This window comes from Paenibacillus puerhi, assembly GCF_009846885.1.
Classification (GTDB): Bacteria; Bacillota; Bacilli; order Paenibacillales; family NBRC-103111; genus Paenibacillus_G; species Paenibacillus_G puerhi.
In genome coordinates this window covers 1-19,712 of record NZ_WUWM01000026.1, presented here as the reverse complement: position 1 = coordinate 19,712, position 19,712 = coordinate 1, and the positions used below count along the sequence as shown (strand labels likewise).

The window sequence follows — 19,712 nt, the reverse complement described above, 5'->3', positions numbered from 1 at the left end:
GGACTGAACAGTGGATGCAAGACAACAGAAGATGACTGCAGCAGGAATGGCAGTCCCAGAAGGCAAGCTGGCCTTCTTGAAGAAGGAGCTAATCCGCAATAAGTATGTGTATTTGATGTTGGTGCCGGTGTTCGCGTATTATTTCATTTTCCATTATGGTCCGATGTATGGTCTGTTAATGGCGTTTCAGAAGGGCTACAGTCCGATCAAAGGCATTTTTGCCGGCACATGGGTAGGTTTCGATAACTTTACCACGTTCTTTAACAGCTATTACTTTGGAAGATTGATCAAAAATACAATTGTGCTGAGCTTCTACAGCATTGTATTTGGTTTTCCGGCTCCGATTCTTCTCGCTTTATTGCTTAACGAGGTGAGAGCCAAATCTTTTAAGCGCATTGTCCAGACTGTAAGCTACCTGCCTCACTTTATCTCCGTCGTTGTGGTTGTGGGCATACTTAGCACGTTCTCAGCATTAGATGGCGGTTTGTTCAACCTCGTCCGTTCCATGTTTGGCTTAGAGCCGATCATGTTCTTTACAGAATCGGACGTGTTCCGTCCCATGTACATTTTGTCTAACATTTGGCAAGGAGCAGGTTGGGCTTCAATTATTTTCCTGGCGGCCCTCGCGGGGATTGACTCCCAATTGTATGAAGCAGCTAAAATCGATGGAGCAGGCAGATGGAAGCAGCTGCTGCATGTTACCATTCCGGGAATTTTGCCGACGATTATCATCATGCTGATCTTGCGGTTGGGCGCCGTGATGAGCTCGGACTTCCAGAAGATCTTCCTGATGCAGACGCCATCCACCTATGAGGTATCGGATGTGATCGCTACCTTCGTTTACCGCGCCGGCGTGCTGGAGGCCAATTATACGTATTCGACTGCAATCGGCTTGTTTAACAGTGTCATTAACTTTACGTTCCTCGTCATTGCGAACGCCATCAGCCGAAAAGCAAATTCAACAAGTCTGTGGTAGGAGGATTCATAACATGAAACAATCGGCTGGTGAACGTATATTCGACGTAGTGAACTATGTCCTTCTAAGCATGGTGATCATTCTCACCGTCTATCCCATGGTCTATATTCTGAACTCATCGATCAGTGATCCTGATCTGCTGCTTATGAGCAGATCCTTCATGTTGTGGCCGGAAGGCTTTAGTCTTCAAGCCTATGAGCTGGTCCTGCAAAACCCCAAAATATATAACGGCTATCTGAACACCTTGTTTTATGTCATTGTCGGCACTACGCTCAATCTGCTAATGACCTCCTTGGCAGCTTATGCGCTTTCACGGCCTGATCTCTATGGCCGCAAAACCATGATGAAGCTGATTACCTTCACCATGTTTTTCGGCGGCGGGATGATTCCAACCTTCCTGCTGGTCAAGAACCTCGGTTTGGTCGACAGCCGACTGGCCATTCTTATTCCGGGAATCATCAGTACGTTTAATTTCCTGATCATGAGAACCAATTTTCAGAATATTCCTACAGAGTTAATTGAATCCGCCAAATTGGATGGAGCAAATGATTTCACCGTGTTGTTCCGGATTATCCTTCCGATCTCCAAAGCGATCTTGGCCGTTATGGCCCTGTATTACGCGGTGGATCACTGGAATGATTTTATGGGCCCTCTCTTGTACTTGCGCAGCCAGGAATTATATCCGCTGCAAATTGTATTGCGGGATATTCTGCTCAGCAACAGCGTGGAGGCGATGGGAGCCGGAACGGACAGCGGCTTTGCGATTGGCGAGAACATTAAGTACGCAACGATTATTGTGTCTACTCTTCCAATCATGCTGGTTTATCCGTTCATCCAAAAATATTTTGTTCAAGGTGCTTTAGTCGGCGCCGTGAAACAATAAAAACTAAAAGAAGCAAAGGGGAGTTCAAAAAATGAAGAAACACAAGTTCGTTCTGATTGTTTGCAGCACACTTTTGACAACCGGACTGCTTGCAGCCTGCGCCGATAAGGGCAGCGAGACAGCGCCAAGTCCAGCAAACGAGTCTCCCAAAGCAACCGAAAGTGCACTGACCTCCATTCCGCTGCCCATAACGACGGAGCCGTTCACCATTAACTACTGGCGCGCCAATGATGCCAAGGTAACAGCATCTCTTCAGAATTTTGGAGATGTTGCCGCCTACAAGAAAAAGGAAGAGCTGACCGGGATTAAGGTCAAGTGGACACACCCACCTCTTGGACAGCAAAAGGATCAATTTAACTTGCTGATGGCCACTAACAATATGCCGGACGTTATTTATTACGATTGGTCTACTGCAGTCGGCGGGCCGGAGAAGATGCTGGCTGATGGCCGTATTATCAAGCTGAATGAATATATTGACCAATATGCACCTAATCTGAAGAAGCTGATCGAATCCGATGCAAGAGTCAAGAAGGAAATATCTCTTGATGATGGTACGATCTATATGTTCCCCTTCATCCGTTCCGATGCCAAAAAACTGTCCGGAACAACAGGCTTGATCATGAGGAAGGACTGGCTGGATAAGCTGAACCTGAAGGAGCCGAAAACCATTGATGAATGGTACACCGTGTTGAAGGCGTTCCGGGAAAAAGACCCGAACGGCAACGGCAAGCAGGACGAGCTTCCGTTCAGCGCAGCGGCCAACTCGAGTAGCCCTGGAATGGTCGGGCTCCACACCTTTGCCCCGGCTTACGGTGTGACCGGCGGGTTCCAATTCAAGAATGGTAAAATCGCCTATGGGCCGCTTGAGCCGGAATACAAGGCATTCCTGGAGACTATGTCCAAGTGGTATGCGGAAGGCTTGATTGACCCGGAAATGATCACCAATGACGCTAAAGCCTTTGACTATAAGGTCACGAACAACGTTGCAGGTTCTTATTCCGGAGGCATCTTCAGCGGTATGAGTAAGTACATGAACTTGATGAAGGATACGAACCCGTCCTTTAACGTAACCGGCGTAGCACGGCCGACCGGACCGGCCGGTAAGGCTTATTCCAGCAACGAGCTTAGTAGGAAGGTTACGAACTTCGGAGAAGCCATTACTTCCTCGGCGAGCAAGGAAAAGATCAAGTATATCGTACAATGGATGGACTTTAACTACAGCCAGCAAGGCCATGATCTGTTCAACTTCGGTATCGAAGGCGAGAGCTATACCAAAGAAGGGAATACGATTAAATTCACCGACAAGATTATGAAAAATGAAAAATTAACGTATGACCAAGCTCTTGCCAGCTATGCCCTTTCCATTATGGATGGACCGATCAACCAGGATCCCCGTTATCTGGATGCTCTTATAGGCTTCGACTCGCAAAGGGAGGCGAATGCTCTCTGGATGAATGCGGATGAGTCTCTTACCATTCCGTCATCCCTTCGCTTTACGGAGGATGAAGCCAGACTTCGGGCTTCTGTACTTACTCCGATCACCACCTATCTGAACGAAATGATGACCAAGTTTATCGTCGGCAAGGCGCCGATGTCCGACTACGACAAGTTTGTTCAAACCATTAAATCGATGGGTATCGATCAAATTATCAAGGTATACGAAGATTCCTACGCGCGTTATGAGAAGCGTTAAGCTGCATTAAAGAGGAGGATCGCTTGCAGGGAATAATCATAATTTATGATTATTCCCTGCAGGCGTATTGGTATGATATTCTGAGGCAGATTCCAAAACATGGAATTGCAAGCGAGGGAAATAGCAAGCGCCGGGAGGTGAGCTGCCAAGCCAATTAGCAATCGTTTCAAAGGAAAAAAATCTAAATTGTGAAAGCGAGGACAAGTTTGTGAAACGTATGACTAGGCGTTCATTTGCCATGTTTATGAGCACGGTGTTCTTTCTTTACTGCATCCTTCCCGCAACTCCCTTTCTGAGCCATGCGGCTTACGCTGAAGAAGTGCTTGAGCAAAAATTTGACTTCGGCACTTCGACCAGCCCAGTAATGGAAGGGTTTACAAAGGTTGATCAAACGACACTTTATACGCCAGAATTGGGGTATGGATTGGACCGCACCGTCGGTTCCCGCAACCGTTCCGGTGGTACGGCGTTGACCAATGACTTTGTCTTGGCTGCTTCTTTTAACTTTATGGTGGATGTACCCAACGGATTATATGATGTCACCGTATATTCCGGTGATTTGCTGACAGGAACTTCTACGACCAAGCTTAACGTGGTTCTGGAGGGTGCTTCCGTCGGGACTGTACAAGCCAAAGCATCGGTGAGTGAGCAGACGTTTCGCGCCATGGTGCTGGACGGACAATTAACCGTCGGGCTTAACGGCGTTAGCGGTGGTAGTGCCTACTTGAACGGTCTTATCGTCCGTAAGGTGACCGTGCCTGCACCGGCAGCTCCCGCGTCGGTTTCTGTAAGCGGTGTCACTTATATGCCGCCAACCGCTTCCTTGCAATGGAGCAGTGTCACCGACGCTGTGTATTACCATCTGTACCGGTCGGAGGATGCAGGGGCTACTTACAGCCTTCTCTCCCGGATCTCGGCTACTTCCTATGTTGATGCTGCTGTCTTGCCTCGTGGAAGTTATTCCTATCAGGTGACCGCCTTGAATGCCTTCGGTCAGGAATCCCAGGCAAGCGCTGCGGCTTCAGTCGAGATTGTATCAAGGATGAACATTCCACAGCCGCCCGCAAATCTGGCTGTGGCCTATGTGACACCAGCAGGTGTTAATCTGCGATGGTCTGCTTCTGATTTTGCAACCGCTTACGAAGTATTTCGTGCGGAATCGTCTGAAGGACCGTTTACGAGGATTTCCACTGTAACTGCCGCCACATACGCCTATACGGACCAAGTGGATACTTCCAGCTCACACTATTATCAGGTCAAGGCATCCAATGAAGCTGGGCAATCCTCTGGCTCCAACGTTGCGCAAAGCCAGGTATATACTGCGCCTGACTCCTTGCCGTCCGGGTTTCCGCTGAAGCTGGATTTTGGTCCAGGTACAGTTGCGGAGGGATACTTCGGAATCCAGTCACCCGTTCTTTATACGGAGGAACTGGGATACGGCTTTGTTAATCCCAGCGTTGTAAGTCTGGGCAATACAGGTACAGGCTCCAATCCCCTGAAGGATGATTACCTGAACCCGGCCGGAACGGACTTCAATCTGGATTTGCCTAACGGAGACTATTCCGTAACCGTTACTGCGGGAGATTATGCAGATGCCACAGAGGTTCAGGTTTCTGTGGAGGGCATGTCCTCCACCAAGATTGCGCTTACCTCCAAAGCGGCCGGAGAATTTCTGGAGCAAACCTTTCAGATAGCTCTGGTTGACGGGCAATTGAATATTTCCTTTGCCGGAACGGCGCCTAAGATAAACGGGATTGTGATTAACAAGCTTCCGGACAGGACAACAGGAGAAACTCCGACGGTCTATATCGCTGGTGACTCCACTGTCCAGACTTATGATGGATACTGGCAGCCGCAAGCAGGTTGGGGCCAGATGATATCCCGCTACTTTACAACCGATCTGTCCTTCAGCAATCAGTCCATCGGAGGGCGCAGCACCAAGTCCTTCATTAGGGAGGGACGTCTGGATACGATTCTGCGTTCCATCAAACCCAATGATTATTTCCTGATTCAATTCGGCCATAATGATGCTACAATCTCCAACCCTGATCGGTATGCTTCTCCCTCGGATTATAAGGTTTTCCTGAACACTTATATTGAGGGAGCACGTCAACGGGGAGGTATTCCGATTCTGGTGACTCCTGTTGGCCGCCGGGATTTCAATGCAGATACGGGACAATTCAATGTCAGCTTCCCGGCATACGTCAATGCTATGAAGGAAGTGGCTGCTGAACAGCAAGTGGACATTGTGGACTTGAGCGCCCTGAGCCGGGAATATTACAATTCCATTGGTCCTGGCGGGACGTTGGCCGTGTTCCTTCATGTTCCGGTAGGTGTATACACGGCATTTCCGGAGGGCAAGGAGGACAATACTCACTTCCAGGAGTACGGCGCCATCCAGATTGCACGCCTGGTTTCCACAGGCATCCGGGATCTGGGAAATCCGCTGTCCGCCTATGTAACGGATATTACTCCTCCAGAACATGTTCCGGTAAAACCAACAGGACTTGTCGCAGGAAGCATCAGCAACGTCAGCGCTATGCTGACCTGGAATGCTGTGGAAGGTGCGGATATTTACAAAGTTTACCGGAAGCTCTCTGAGGATTCTGAATATTCGCTGGTGGGTACTGCAACTGCTCCCACGATAACCGTTCAAGGCATGTCTGAGGGGCAGCTTTATGAACTCGCCGTAACAGCCGTTAATGGAAAAGGCGAATCTGAGCTGTCGGATGCAGTGGTGATCAAAACAAAACAGGCAGCGTTTAAATTCGACTTTGGTCCCGAATCCGCCCCCGTGATGGAAGGATATACCGGTGTGTATCCGAATACCTTCTATACGCCGGAGCTTGGCTACGGCATTGTCGACTCCGCAAGCGTTTCCTCTCGTGACCGGAAATTGGGCAGTGATTTGTACCGGGATTGGCTGGGCAAGTTTACGACAGGCTGGCAGTTTGCCGTGGATGTGCCCAATGGCTTGTACGCTGCCAAGATATATGTAGGAGATATGAACGGCAGCGCTAAAACCAGTATTACGGTGGAAGACAAAGGCCAGGGTTCTGTAACAGCAAAAAATAGTGTCTCAACAAAAGTTATTAACCAAATCTCTGTTGTAGACGGACAGATGAATTTCAAATTTGGCTCAGACACAGGCATCGCCAACGGTGTGGAAATTACTCCGGTGCTAATGGCGCCTTCCCAGTTGAAGGAAGAGGAGAAGAGTACGGACCCTGAACAACCATCCGTAACGCTGAGTTGGACTGGTGCGGAAGATGCGGCCCATTATAACATCTACCGGAAAACCGCGGATGCTTCCACGTTCCAGCTCATCGGCACAAGTCTGACGAATAGATATGTTGATTCGGCAGCCGATGTGGGAATGGAATATATGTACCAGGTAACAACCGTAGACTTGGCCGGGATGGAAACCGGACCTGCCGCGCCTTTGGCCGTATCCATGATCGATCCGTTGGTGCCGGTTCCTGCAACACCGGTCAACCTGCAATTGGGAACGGTCAACAAACTGGATGTAAGCTTCAATTGGGCTGCATCTGAAGGCGCCAAAACCTACAATATTTACCGTACGGATGATGTCGAGAAGACATTTGAGCTTATTGGTAAAACCAAGGAAACCAGCTACACCGATTCAACCGTTCTTACTACCATTCCTTACTACTACAAAGTGGCCGCTGTAAGCGCAGGCGGAGTGTCAGAGCTTTCGGAGATGTTAACCACCCCTGTTGTGACCGTGCTGTACCGACAGGCGGAATATCTGGACCGGGCGCTGGTAGCGGTAAAAACCGATGAGGGAGTATATGTCGGTTGGAAAATGCTTGGCACCGATCCTTCCGATATTGCCTTTAACCTTTATCGGGACGGGATGAAAGTCAATGCAACTCCAATTACCGGTGCAACAAATATCCTGGATCGCAACGGGAAGCTGTCTTCGGTTTATGCTTTAAAGACAGTAAGCGCTTCTGGTGCCGATAAGACAGCCGCCAAGGAAACGGGAGTGTGGGACGCCAACTACTTGTCTGTCCCATTGCAGAAGCCGGAGGATGGCATTACGCCGAATGGACTGGCTTATACGTACAGAGCTAATGATACCAGCGTTGGCGATCTGGATGGTGACGGTACCTATGAGTTGATCGTCAAGTGGGACCCGTCGAATTCCAAGGACAATGCCCACAGCGGCTACACCGGTAACGTATACCTGGATGCCTATAAGCTGGATGGAACTCGGCTGTGGCGGATTGACTTGGGCAAAAATATCCGGGCGGGGGCTCACTACAGCCAGTTCATGGTGTATGACATGGACGGAGACGGCAAAGCGGAGGTCGCCTTGAAAACGGCGGATGGCACAAAAGATGGCACTGGCGCAGTTATTGGCGTGGCCAATGCCGATCACAGAAACAGCAGCGGCTATATCCTCCAAGGCCCCGAGTACCTCACGGTATTTGACGGTCTGACCGGAAAAGCGCTGGCGACAACCGATTATGATCCTCCCCGCGGCGTGGTTGGCGATTGGGGTGATACGTACGGCAACCGGGTGGACCGTTTCCTGGCGGCTGTGGCCTATCTGGACGGTGAGCGTCCTAGCCTGATTTTCAGCAGAGGCTATTACCAAAAAACAGTGATTGTGGCCTATGACTTCAAAAATGGCGAGCTTGTGAAACGCTGGAGATTCGATACCAACGATGACGAGATCGGTGAGGCGTACCAGGGTCAAGGGAATCACAACCTGTCCGTCGGCGATGTGGACGGTGATGGCAAAGACGAGATTACCTTCGGCGGCATGGCCATCGACGATAACGGAAAGCCGTTGTACAACACTGGATTTGGACATGGGGATGCCCAGCATCTGGGAGATTTGGACCCTGAACGCCCTGGACTGGAATATTTCGATGTCCATGAGCATAGTTCTTCCCCCTATGGTCTCGAACTCCGCGATGCCAAAACGGGCGAAGTGATCTGGGGAGTCTGGACCGGTCTGGATACGGGCCGGGGAATGACGGCGGATCTTGATCCGAGCTATCCGGGTGAGGAGATGTGGGCAGCTACCATTACCAATGCCCAACATATTCCGATTTCAGCCCTATATAGCGCCAAGGGAGAAGTTATTAGTACGACCATACCTAGCTCCACGAATTTCGGTATTTGGTGGGACGGGGATTTGAGCCGGGAACTGTTAGATGATAACCATATTGACAAGTGGGATTATGTGAACCATACCACGAACCGTCTGTTTACTGCTGAAGGCGCGGCGTCCAATAACAGCACGAAGGCAACCCCCAATTTGCAGGCGGACCTGTTCGGTGATTGGCGGGAGGAGCTTGTGCTCCGGTCTGTGGACAGCTCGGAACTGAGGATTTATACGACAACAGATCTTACGGAAACCCGGCTGCGCACCCTGATGCACGATCCGATCTACCGCTTGGGAATTGCTTGGCAAAATGCGGGTTACAATCAGCCGCCTCATACCGGCTTCTTCCTCGGTACAGGGATGGAGGAGCCGGCTGAACCACAGATTTCCGTTGTTGGAGTTCCTCCCCTGGCCTCCAGCGCTCCCGGCAAGCCGGTCCTGTCGGACAATAACGGTTATACGGGATTAAGGGAAGGGAACTTCATGGTCACCATGAATATGTGGTGGGGCAATAACGGCAGCCAGTTCAAGCTTTATGAGAACGGGCAACTGGTCAGCACCAAGAATCTGACCGACCAATCCCCATCAGCACAGACAGTGAAGATTGACATTGCCGGCAAGAAAAACGGCACTTATGTTTACACAGGCGAATTGCTCAATGCATATGGCTCTACAAAAAGCGATCCGTTGACTGTGACCGTGACGGACGCTGCGCCAGGCCAGCCCGTTCTCTCCCAGGATAATTGGGACGGAGACGGCAACTACAAGGTCACCATGAACATGTGGTGGGGAACAAATGCTACCCGGTATGAGCTGTATGAAAACGGAACCCTGGTTGATTCCCAGACGCTGAACGCCCATACGCCTGGAGCCCAATCCGCCATATCTGTTATCAGTAATAAGGCTAAGGGAGTTTATGAGTACAAGGCTGTATTGAGCAATGCTGCGGGTGAGACGGCAAGTTCCACTATTACTGTACAAGTCCGTCAATAACCAGGTTTGAGGGTGTTCCAAAAGTAATGTTTGGAACACCCTCGTCAACAAAACAAGGTGGTATGTAGAAGAAATCAAGGTGCTAGGCAGCCTGTTCTCGCCTAACACCTTGGTTTTTAACGTCCACTGCGACTTTCTTGAGCAAATTATGGGCAAGGGAAAGCCACCCGACCTCCAGACTTACTTTTGGTCAGCCTCGAGGCAGGAACCGTTTATCTTGGTTTTTTTGATATCTCCAAACACGGGCTACGGCTCGATTCCGTCTCACCGCTAGTGCATAGCCTGCTTCAGCGGGCAATCCTCACTGCTTGCATTTCGGTAATACCGGTATTCGATTTCCTACCACTTTCTTTGCTCACTCGGTGGAAATGGAGCGGTTTTCCCCCTGCACATGTCCATGTATCCGTTTTTGTATCATAGGTCTAATTGTCGATCTTGCTGATGTCCTTTTGCCAGGCCTTGCTTGTTTCACGATGATACATATTGTATATGACGATAGCTTTTCGTTCATTAACAAAGGTATTCCGATTGGCATTGGCCCGTTCTGAGCGAAACCGGTTGATGGTACGGAAGTAAGTGCCGAGAAATAAGTAATTTCCAGTACCCAAATCGTTTCGTGATGTACATATTTTTTCAAATCTCTTGACAGTTTTATAAATCAGAAGTAAGATTTCGCTCAATATCATGTCCATCAAAAGGAGGAACTTATGAAAACCTATCCATGCTACGAGAAGCCGTTCAGTCTCCATGGTTTGAATCATATCCAGCCGGATACTGGGGAATACTGGCGTTTTCCGCTCGATATTCTGAAGCTGATGCCACAATACGAGCATCTTGGGAGAAGATGTGCCGGTGCCAGATTGCGATTTCGCACAGATGCATCCAGGATTATCATTCGTTATTCACTAAAGACGGAATAGGTCGACCGTTCTATGGCGCTTCCGGCGTCTGCCGGAGTAGATGTGTATATCGGCTCAGGCATGAATTCGCGTTATGCAGGTTATGTGGCTCCAGCCCAATACGGATTCAAGAATACGATTATTGAAGGAACTATCAACAAGAAACCGGTTATGGAGACGGTAACCATTAACTTGCCGCGAAACGAGCAATTGTCCCATATAGAGATTGTGGTGGAGGACGATGACCATGTGGAAGCTGCAAACCCTTATACCATCCCGTCACCCATTGTATTCTACGGCTCCTCGATCACCGAAGGAGGCTGCGCTGACCGTCCGGGGACGGCATATACCAGTATAGTGTCCAGATGGCTGGATGCCGAATCCTTCAATTACGGCTTTTCCGGAAGCGCCAAGGGCGAATCCGTCGTTGCTGAATTTATTGCCGCTCATCCGACCATAAGAGCCTTTGTCTACGACTACGATCACAATGCGCCTACGTCGGAACATTTGGAGCAAACGCACAAGCCTTTCTTCGAAGTGATTCGCAAAGCGCATCCTTCGATCCCGATCCTGCTGCTAACGCGTCCGGATTTTGATCGAAATCCCGAGGACAGCAACAGACGTCGCGCTATCATAAACGATACATATCTGACGGCCATACGAAACGGCGACCGTAATGTGTATTTTATCGATGGCCAAAGCTCTTTTTGGTTCGATGGGACGGGAGGAATGCACAATCGACGGATGTCACCCGAACAGCCTTGGTTTTATGAGAATGGCTGAGCGAATCTATCCGCTGCTGCGACAAATCATCGCAACGTAAAGCCAAAGATACGCTGTACAAAGAGACACGAAAAAACGAAGATAAGAGTGGCTGATTCCCCAAGCAGGCTGTCGAGACTTTCCTCGACAGCTTTTTTGATAATTCGCTAGCTGTGTCAACGAGATCGGATCTGATGTTTTTCCCGATAAGCGGATGGAGAGATGTTATGCACCTTGTGGAACATTTTGCTGAAATGAAAAGGATTCAAGTAGCCACACTCTTTGGCAATCACATAGATGGGCATATCGGAAAAAGCGAGGTAGCGTATGGCGTGTTGGATGCGGACAAGCTCCAGGTATTTTTTTTGGGCAAGTCCCACACGCTCAAGAAACAGCTTGCGAAGATACGAAGGGGAAATGGAGTATGAACCGGCCAGTTTCTCAATTCTGATGGATAGTGAGAAGTCCTTTTCGATTATTCGCTTGATATGCTCATAGGCTATTAAGGAAGGGTCAGTCAATTGAGCAATTGTATCGGGAAAGTGAACTTTGACTACAATGCCCTGCAGAATAGCTGGTGGCAGACTGACCCCCGATGCGAGTTGGGAGCCAATGTTGATGTAATGCAGTGAACAGTTTTTCGAGTTCCATACCGTAACCCCCATCAAACTGTTGAAGCAAAGTCAAATTCATTCTGCCAAGCGGGGTCGGACTCTGCCAACGCCCTTCGTTATATTCATAGGTTGCGCAATCAAATCACCCGGACCTTGGCTTCCACCTTCTCCTCCTCGGTCAAGGTCGCATCCTCATTAATGGCCTGAGTCTTAAACGCGTCGTCATGAATCCCTCGCATGCCCAAGGTGAAACTGACTTCATAGTTCTGATTGGTTTCTAAGCTCTCTCGCCATAGGAAATAACGTTTCCCTGGAATTTGAACACATGGATTTCACAAATGCCGGCGCCACTAAGCTTGTCGTTTACGGCAGATCCCCGATCGATAAAAATACGATTCATGTCTGGTTTGTGAATCACGAGGGGGAGAGAAATCAGCTGGTGGAGTTCACGCTGTCAGACAGCTATGAAGAACAGATTTTCGAGTTGGAAAAGGTCACCTTTTTTATCGGAAAGTCCAACAGGGCTGGCCGAGCGAGACTTGAGATCAAGGACTTAGAGCCTATAGATAGAGCATCTTTGTTCAATGGCTTGAATCAATGGGAGCGTAAGCTGAACGGTTTGAGTATCGCAAGCGAATTTACAAGGCTGACATCGAAAAGCTATCCACATAGCTCGCTCGGAGTGATCTCGAATTCCCGAGGCGGAACAAGAATAGAAGAGTGGCAAATGGAAGCTGGAACAGAACTGTATGAGGAGGCCGTCCGAAGAACGAAGGAGGCGATGAAATCCGGAACACTCAGAGGTATTTTGTGGCATCAAAGTGAGTCTGATCAGAGTCTGCCAGTCGATCTCCCTACGACAATCGAGATTTCAGAGCTCGTACAAAGGCGATCACAAATGCAAAAACCAAGCGAAAGGAAGACGCTTCGGCCGTAATGCCTTTATTGCCGGGAAATCAATCCCTGCTAACTATCCCTTCGCGCTTAAAAAGATTACGATCTTTTCAAGTAAGTGAGGTGGCGCGGAGCGCAGCAGCAAGCCGTAATCCCGCGCCTTATTCATGCGAAGGCAAGATTTCGGGGGCTAGAAGCCTTAGCCGTCAAGCTTGAATTGTTCCCGGTATTGCCCTGGCGTCATCCCTTCGAATTTGCGGAAATACCGGATAAAATTCTGGGAATTGTTATATTTCAGTGCAGCTGCTATGTCGGCGATCTTCATATCGGTTTCGATAAGCCACTTCTTGGCCGTATCGAGACGATATTGGTATAAATATTCGCTAAAGTTCATGCCCGTCTCCTGGCGAAATACGCGGCGAATATAATCGGGGTTGTAGTTCAGCCGTGCTGCGCACGATTCGAGCGTCATCTCTGTGTCGAATTCCTGCTGAATGAGTTGAATCACTGTTTCCGACAGCTTCTTGTACCTGTCTTTGCTCTCTTTCTCTAGATCACTTACAATCGGCTCCATAATATGGAATTCAAACCATGTCTTCATCTCCTGCTCGCTCTGAATACGGGAGATATGCTCCATCAGATTTCCATTGTCATCCAGTATTCCCTTGATCGTATGATCTGTATTCTCGGCAAGAGAAAGCATCTCCAGCAATAGCCGATTCAAGTACAGTTGATATTCTTTAATCCCCATATTCTTCTGATTGACTTCGTGAAAGAAGCGGTGCAGCAGCTCGCGGGATTGTTCCCGATTGCCGAACCGAATCGCATCGATAAGCTCTTTCTCTATAAATTTCGGATAATGGTGTTTCATGGATTGCTTCGGCTCCACATCCCCAATATAAAGGATAAGCTCCTGTCCGAGTCGAATGCGGTGCTTAAGCGCTTCCAGACCTTCCTGAAAGGCGAGGGACGCGTACCGCAAATCTTGGAAAGGAAGGCTGATGCCGATGCTTATTTTCAACTGGAGGTACATTTGAACGGTACTCTGAATATGTTTAGCTAGTTCCATAGCTTGACTAACGCATTTTTCTTCATCGATACTGTCTATTCCCAGAACGGTAACTTGGGATTCATGAATAAGGACGGGCTGTAAACACTGTTCTCTCGAAACGATTTCTTCAATGATATTGTTGACGGCAAAAAGCAGCAAATCTTTGTCCCGCTCGTCAAATCTTGTGTCTTCGAATGCGTCCACTTGCGTCGTAAGCACGCACATTTGCTTCCATGTGCCAAGCTGATGAAACCATTCTAGCTTCTCTTGAACCTCGTGGGCGGATACTTCACCTCGTAACAACTTGGTAAGGAAGAACTGCATGATTTGGTTCGACTGCCCTTTGATTTGATCAGACATGGCGGAATGTTGTATAGCCAAAGCATAAATCCGGTTCTGAATATCCTCGATATCGTCGCTTTCCCTGTCTTTCGCGGTGGTGTCAAATTGCGAGGTTAAAGCTTGATAGATGCCACGGATAGGTCTGTACATCCTTTGAGAGCCGCGCAACGAGATGAAGGATATAAGAGCGACGAGCAGACCTGTGATGAGTAGCGTCACTAATCCGATCGCACTCGAATCTTGCTTGATGTCTCCTATAGAGACAGTGTTGATGTAGATCCAGTGATTATAGGACGATTTGCGGTACGATACCCCGTAAGCTTCCTTTTGGAGCGCTATCTGGAAATATCCTTCACCTGCATTCTGATTTTGAAGATGGTTGGTAATCGCCGGTGGAAGTGCCTGCATAGGCGGCGTGTTCTCTGCGGGGCTCGCCAGCAGTCGGAAGTTCTCATCCGCAATCGTAAAATTTCCAAGTCCTTCTGTTTGCGCGATCAGTTTGGCGAGATCATCATTCGTGACCTGCACGATCAAGAGGCCTTCGGGCTTTGTCGTGTTGAAGGGAATGGTCTTGACCAGATTAATCGTCGGCATAGATCTTGTGGGTGGCGGCGTGCCGAAAAGTGTGGGCGTTGGTGTATACACCCAACGAGTTCCATAGGTGAACGGACCCAACTCGCTGAGCATCGCCTGCTGGACTTCCTGCGAAAGACGCTGAAAGTCATTGTTTCCGCTGTACCAACTTTCCTTCAGACTAACGAGATACACATCATAAATCCCCAGCTCATAAGCTTGCAGCGAATTGAGCGAAGAGCGAATGTCGTTTAACTCATCGAAATGATATGGGGAACGGGAAATCTCCATTTCCAATATATCCTCAAATTTGGCTTGCTGGATCAACTGTACCATCGAGTTGTCAATAGTCTTGAGCAGTTGTTCAACTCTGAGCTGGGTTTGGAGCACATTCTGGTTGTTGGAAAGTAGCACCTTCTGCTCCAGGCTGGTAGATGTCTGTACATAAGAAAACAGGCCGAGCAGCATAACGGGAAGAGTCGCAGACAGAAGAATGAACCAGAACATCTTCCAACGATAAGTTAGGACAGGCAGTTTCATCGTAAATAATCCCCTTGTTGTAGGTATCGTATCGCGAACATTATACCATACAATATTATTGCAGGAAGGTGGAATTTCCGAATATGATTATCCGCAGCGCCGAAGATGATTATTCGTTGAAGTATCCGATGTATTTCCGCGGTATTTCGGCAACTGAGGCAAACGGGTACGGTTTGGAGTATAGACGGTTATCGCCCAGGGTATGTAATGTAAGGAGTGTAAGGGACCAATATACTAACGTTCAGGAGGGTTTCTGGTATGAAGAGAAAAATGAAAGTGGTTACAGTGATATGTGTGGCATCGCTACTTATGGTGATGGTGGCTGGGTGCGGGAAAGGCAACGTGCAGAACGATGGTGGACAAGGGACGGCAGCACCCGGAGATAATGCTTCCGTAAGTTCCAAGGAGCCGCTCAAGCTGTCAATGCTCAACATCTTGTATGATCCTGAAGCGCCCAAGGCGGACAACCCGATTATTGGAGAGCTTGAGAAAAGAACGAACACAAAGTTGGAAATAACATGGACTCCTGACAAGACCTATAGCGACAAGCTAAATGTGACGATTGCTTCCGGCACGCTGCCGGACATTATTATGGTTGACAATCCCGGTATGGCGAGCATCGTCAACTCCGTCCGCTCCGGCATGTTCTGGGAGATCGGTCCTTACTTGAAGGACTACCCGAATTTGGCCAAGCTGAACCCGAATATTCTGAATAATATTTCTGTAGATGGTAAACTGTACGGCATCTATCGGCAGCGCGATCTAACTCAGGGATCGATTAATTTCCGCAAGGACTGGCTGGATAACCTCGGCTTGAAGGAACCGAAAACGATGGACGATCTGTATCAAATCATTAAAGCGTTCACGCTGGACGATCCCGACAAGAACGGCAAGAACGATACTATCGGGTTGACCGAGGACAAGAACCTGGCTGTTTCGTTCCGTGAAATTGCAACCTATTTAGGGGGACCGAACAAGTGGGAAGTGAAGGACGGCAAGCTCAGTCCAGATTTCATGTCGCCGGCTTTTATGGAAACAATGAAGTTTTACAAGCGACTGTATGATGAGAAGCTGATGAATCTAGATTTTCCTACGTTGAATCAGAAGCGGGATAATTTCGCCAAAGGCAAAGCCGGTGTCATATTCGAGAAGCCGGGCAGTACCATCGCCGTGATGGAAGATCTGGTCAAGATCGATCCGAAGGCGCAGTTAGACTTCGTCGGCGGCCTTACCGGACCGCAGGGAGATAGGCGCTATGCGGGCAACGGCTATTTCGGCGTATTCATGTTCCCAAAGACGAGCCTCAAGACAGAACAGCAATTGAAGCAAGCGCTCGGATTCATGGATAAGTTGCTCACCCCGGAAAATCAGACGCTTCTGTTTACCGGGATAGAGGGACGGGACTTCACCGTGGAGAACGGCAAAGCCATCATGAACACAAACCAGGCCAAAGCGGACAACTTAACGACTCTCTCGCAGCTGCAGTTGTCCACAGACGCGGCAATTCCTAAGAATGTTGACGATATTATTATGAAGGCGAGCAAGCTCACGAAGGAAAATGAGAAATTCGCGGTGTACGATCCGGCGGCAGCCTTCATTTCCGAGACAAAAACGAGTAAGGGCGACGACTTGCAAAAAATCATTGAGGATGCACGGATCAAATTCATCCTCGGCTCTATTGACGAGGCGGGCTTCAAGAAAGAGCTTGATCGATGGATGACGAGCGGTGGCAGCAAGGTTATTGACGAGATGACCGCTCAGTATAACCAAATGAAGAAGTAGTAATACATGATAGTAGCGGGGGGCCGAACCGTTATGAGGGCGGCTCCCGCTATGTCGACCAGACATAAAATGACGATCAGGAGGGGGAGACCATCATGAAGCCAATACAGGAATCGCTGCGGCATATACACAAAGACCGCTGGCTGCTCATTATGATGCTTCCAGGCATTTTGTACTTTATTATTTTCAAATATATCCCGATGGGAGGCATAGTTATTGCCTTTCAGAATTACCAGCCTTTCCTCGGTTTCACCGGCAGCAAGTGGGTCGGGTTCGAACACTTTCAACGTTTCTTTTCTGAACCCGCCTTCTGGTTGCTGCTGCGCAACACCGTTGTGCTAGGCTTGCTTATTTTGGTTGTTACCTTCCCGATCAAGATTGTGCTGGCGCTTATGCTGAATGAAATCAGGCTAGAAGTGTTCAAACGGGTCGTCCAGACATTGACATACATTCCGCATTTCATGTCCTGGGTCGTTATCGTTGGCATCGTCCACATCTTCTTTACGACAGAGGGCGGAGTCGTTAACGAGTTGATTCACTCGTGGGGCGGCACCAAGATCAACTTTCTACTGAGCGAAGAATGGTTCCGTACGTTCATTGTCGGCGAACGGATATGGAAAGAGACAGGCTGGGGGACGATTATTTTTTTGGCGGCGTTAGCCGGGGTAGATCCGCAGCTCTACGAAGCCGCACGTATGGACGGCGCAAGCCGGTTGAGACAAATCTGGCATGTGACGTTGCCGGCGATCCGCAGCACGATCGTCATCCTTCTCATCCTGCAGCTTGGCGATTTCCTCGATCTCGGCTTCGATCAAGTGTATATGCATCTCAATGCGATGAACCGCAACGTCGGCGAAATTTTCGATACGTACGTGTACAGCAAAGGGATTGCCGGTGGGCAATTCAGCTATAGCACGGCTATCGGGCTGTTTAAGTCAGTTGTGGGACTCATTTTGGTGATGGGCTCCAATTATTTGGCGAAGAAATTCGGAGAAGAGGGCATCTACTAAGATCGCGAATGTGAAGGGAGACTATCCATGCTGCATCGAAGAAGTTTAAGCTATATCGGAGTTATGGCAATTATATATGTGATTCTTGTTGTGGCTTCCATATTGGCGCTCATTCCGTTTGTATATGTGATCGCCGGATCATTTGCTACGAATGACGAATTGCTGCGTCGAGGGTTCATCCTGTTCCCTACGCAATTCTCGCTGGATGCATATAAGTATATTTTTTCAAGCGGCTCCGTGCTTCGCAGTCTGCTCGTTACCGTATATATTACCGTGATGGGGACGCTGATCAATATCGTATTCACGTCGCTAATGGCTTATCCGCTGGCGCATAAGAACTTGTTCGCGCGGCGAAAGCTCATGCTCGCGATTATTTTCACGATGCTGTTTGGCGGCGGCATGATTCCCAACTTCCTCATCGTTAAGTCACTGGGCATGCTGGATACGTACTGGTCGCTTCTTATCCCGGGCGCAATCAGCACGTTTAACTTGATTGTGCTCAAGAACTTTTTTCAAAATATCCCTGAAAGCTTGGCGGAGTCGGCGAAGATCGACGGTGCGAATGAATTCCGCATTTTGTTCAGTATCGTGCTTCCACTATCGCTGCCGGCACTTGCTACGTTCTCTTTGTTCTACGCGGTAGGGCATTGGAATACATTCTTCACCGCCGTCATGTATATCAACGACTCCACGAAATGGCCCATTCAAGTATTGATGCGGCAAATTGTTATTTTGTCGCAAGGCGGCGCAGGAGACTCCTCGGAGATAGACCCAAATGTCGTTATTCCGCAGCAAGCTGTGAAGATGGCAGTGATCGTCGTGGCGACGCTGCCGATTCTATGCGTGTATCCATTCTTACAGAAGCACTTTGCAAAGGGAGTCATGCTAGGCTCAGTGAAAGGATGAGGTTGGCTGTCAGACTCGCTGGTATGATGAGGTTTCATTTATGAAAACGGGTGGAATTTGCAGGTTCAAAATTTCTCCATAAAGTAAACAGGACAATTGGAAGTTTCGTCGGGATATGATTGATCCGGAAAAGCAAGCGAGCCGGAACTCCAGCGGCTGGAGGCAATCCTGTCCCGCCGATTTCATAATGAGAGGCGTGACGATGAAAAGTATCCAATTGCGTTATCCGCAAGGAAAGTTCAAGGCGTTGACCATGAGTTATGATGATGGACGCAATGCCGACAAGCGGCTGGTTGACATCTTTAACCGCAACGGAATTAAAGGAACCTTCCATATTAACTCAGGTCTGACGGGGACACTTGACCGGATGGAGGAAGGGGAGCTTGGCCGTACGTATGAAGGGCATGAAGCATCTGCCCATACGCTAACCCATCCGAGCATTGCCCGGATTCCCAAGGAATTGCTCGTGCATGAGGTGATGGAAGACCGTAAGAACCTGGAGCGGATCTTCGGCTACACGATCAGAGGCATGTCTTATCCCGGCGGATCCTTTAACCAGGCCATTAAGAACCTGCTTCCACATCTGGGCATCGAGTACGCCCGGGTGGTGGAGACGACGGGAGGCTTTGGTCTGCCGGATGACTGGCTGGAGTG

At 49.0% G+C, this 19,712-nt stretch carries 13 protein-coding genes and 1 pseudogene; 11 read left to right on the top strand and 3 right to left on the bottom strand.

Translation table 11 applies throughout. From position 1 onward, the window contains the following. Positions 1–31: 31 nt before the first annotated feature. The 4 genes from GSF01_RS21225 (at position 32) to GSF01_RS30220 (ending at position 9,685) form a co-directional block, all read left to right on the top strand. Positions 32–976 (top strand): ABC transporter permease, encoded by a 945-nt coding sequence (locus tag GSF01_RS21225; protein ID WP_201305460.1) that lies wholly within the window; start codon positions 32–34, stop codon positions 974–976. A gap of 13 nt (positions 977–989) precedes the next feature. Further along, entirely contained in the window at positions 990–1,859 is an 870-nt protein-coding gene (locus GSF01_RS21220) for a carbohydrate ABC transporter permease (protein ID WP_159887307.1), read from the top strand. Between the two features lie 31 nt (positions 1,860–1,890). Continuing rightward, the gene (locus GSF01_RS21215; RefSeq protein WP_159887306.1) at positions 1,891–3,552 is read left to right on the top strand and encodes a type 2 periplasmic-binding domain-containing protein; all 1,662 of its coding nucleotides are present in this window, start codon (positions 1,891–1,893) and stop codon (positions 3,550–3,552) included. Between the two features lie 217 nt (positions 3,553–3,769). Continuing rightward, positions 3,770–9,685, top strand: a complete 5,916-nt coding sequence (locus tag GSF01_RS30220) for a rhamnogalacturonan lyase family protein (RefSeq protein ID WP_328803701.1) — start codon at positions 3,770–3,772, stop codon at positions 9,683–9,685. 82 nt (positions 9,686–9,767) lie between these two features. Here the strand turns inward: GSF01_RS30220 and GSF01_RS30610 are convergent. Then, positions 9,768–9,983 (bottom strand): annotated as a pseudogene (locus tag GSF01_RS30610) (hypothetical protein); the annotation flags it as partial. A 409-nt stretch (positions 9,984–10,392) separates the two neighbouring features. On the opposite strand from GSF01_RS30610, the gene GSF01_RS29410 reads away from it, so the two are divergent. Further along, positions 10,393–10,605, top strand: a complete 213-nt coding sequence (locus GSF01_RS29410; RefSeq protein ID WP_201305456.1) for an SGNH/GDSL hydrolase N-terminal domain-containing protein — start codon at positions 10,393–10,395, stop codon at positions 10,603–10,605. Positions 10,606–10,617: 12 nt separating this feature from the next. Continuing rightward, a complete protein-coding gene (locus GSF01_RS21205) occupies positions 10,618–11,367 on the top strand; it encodes an SGNH/GDSL hydrolase family protein (protein WP_201305455.1) in 750 nt (249 codons plus the stop codon). 155 nt (positions 11,368–11,522) lie between these two features. Here GSF01_RS21205 and GSF01_RS21200 read toward each other — a convergent pair whose 3' ends face one another. Further along, entirely contained in the window at positions 11,523–12,011 is a 489-nt protein-coding gene (locus GSF01_RS21200; RefSeq protein WP_159887305.1) for a helix-turn-helix transcriptional regulator, read from the bottom strand. A 274-nt stretch (positions 12,012–12,285) separates the two neighbouring features. Between GSF01_RS21200 and GSF01_RS21190 the strand changes: the two genes are divergently transcribed. After that, a complete protein-coding gene (locus tag GSF01_RS21190; RefSeq protein ID WP_159887304.1) occupies positions 12,286–12,897 on the top strand; it encodes a sialate O-acetylesterase in 612 nt (203 codons plus the stop codon). Between the two features lie 156 nt (positions 12,898–13,053). On the opposite strand, the gene GSF01_RS21185 is transcribed toward GSF01_RS21190, so the two are convergent. Beyond that, a complete protein-coding gene (locus GSF01_RS21185) occupies positions 13,054–15,360 on the bottom strand; it encodes a helix-turn-helix transcriptional regulator (protein WP_159887303.1) in 2,307 nt (768 codons plus the stop codon). Positions 15,361–15,618: 258 nt separating this feature from the next. Between GSF01_RS21185 and GSF01_RS21180 the strand changes: the two genes are divergently transcribed. From GSF01_RS21180 to GSF01_RS21165, 4 genes are all read left to right on the top strand, one after another. Next, entirely contained in the window at positions 15,619–17,142 is a 1,524-nt protein-coding gene (locus GSF01_RS21180; protein WP_159887302.1) for an extracellular solute-binding protein, read from the top strand. 95 nt (positions 17,143–17,237) lie between these two features. Continuing rightward, positions 17,238–18,152: an ABC transporter permease gene (locus tag GSF01_RS21175; RefSeq protein ID WP_159887301.1), complete on the top strand. Its 915-nt coding sequence runs from the start codon at positions 17,238–17,240 to the stop codon at positions 18,150–18,152. 63 nt (positions 18,153–18,215) lie between these two features. Then, positions 18,216–19,058 carry a carbohydrate ABC transporter permease gene (locus GSF01_RS21170; protein ID WP_407945786.1) on the top strand — a complete coding sequence of 281 codons (843 nt, stop codon included), beginning with the start codon at positions 18,216–18,218 and terminating at the stop codon, positions 19,056–19,058. Positions 19,059–19,260: 202 nt separating this feature from the next. After that, a partial coding sequence (locus tag GSF01_RS21165; protein WP_159887299.1) for a polysaccharide deacetylase family protein occupies positions 19,261–19,712 on the top strand: 452 nt, incomplete at its 3' end.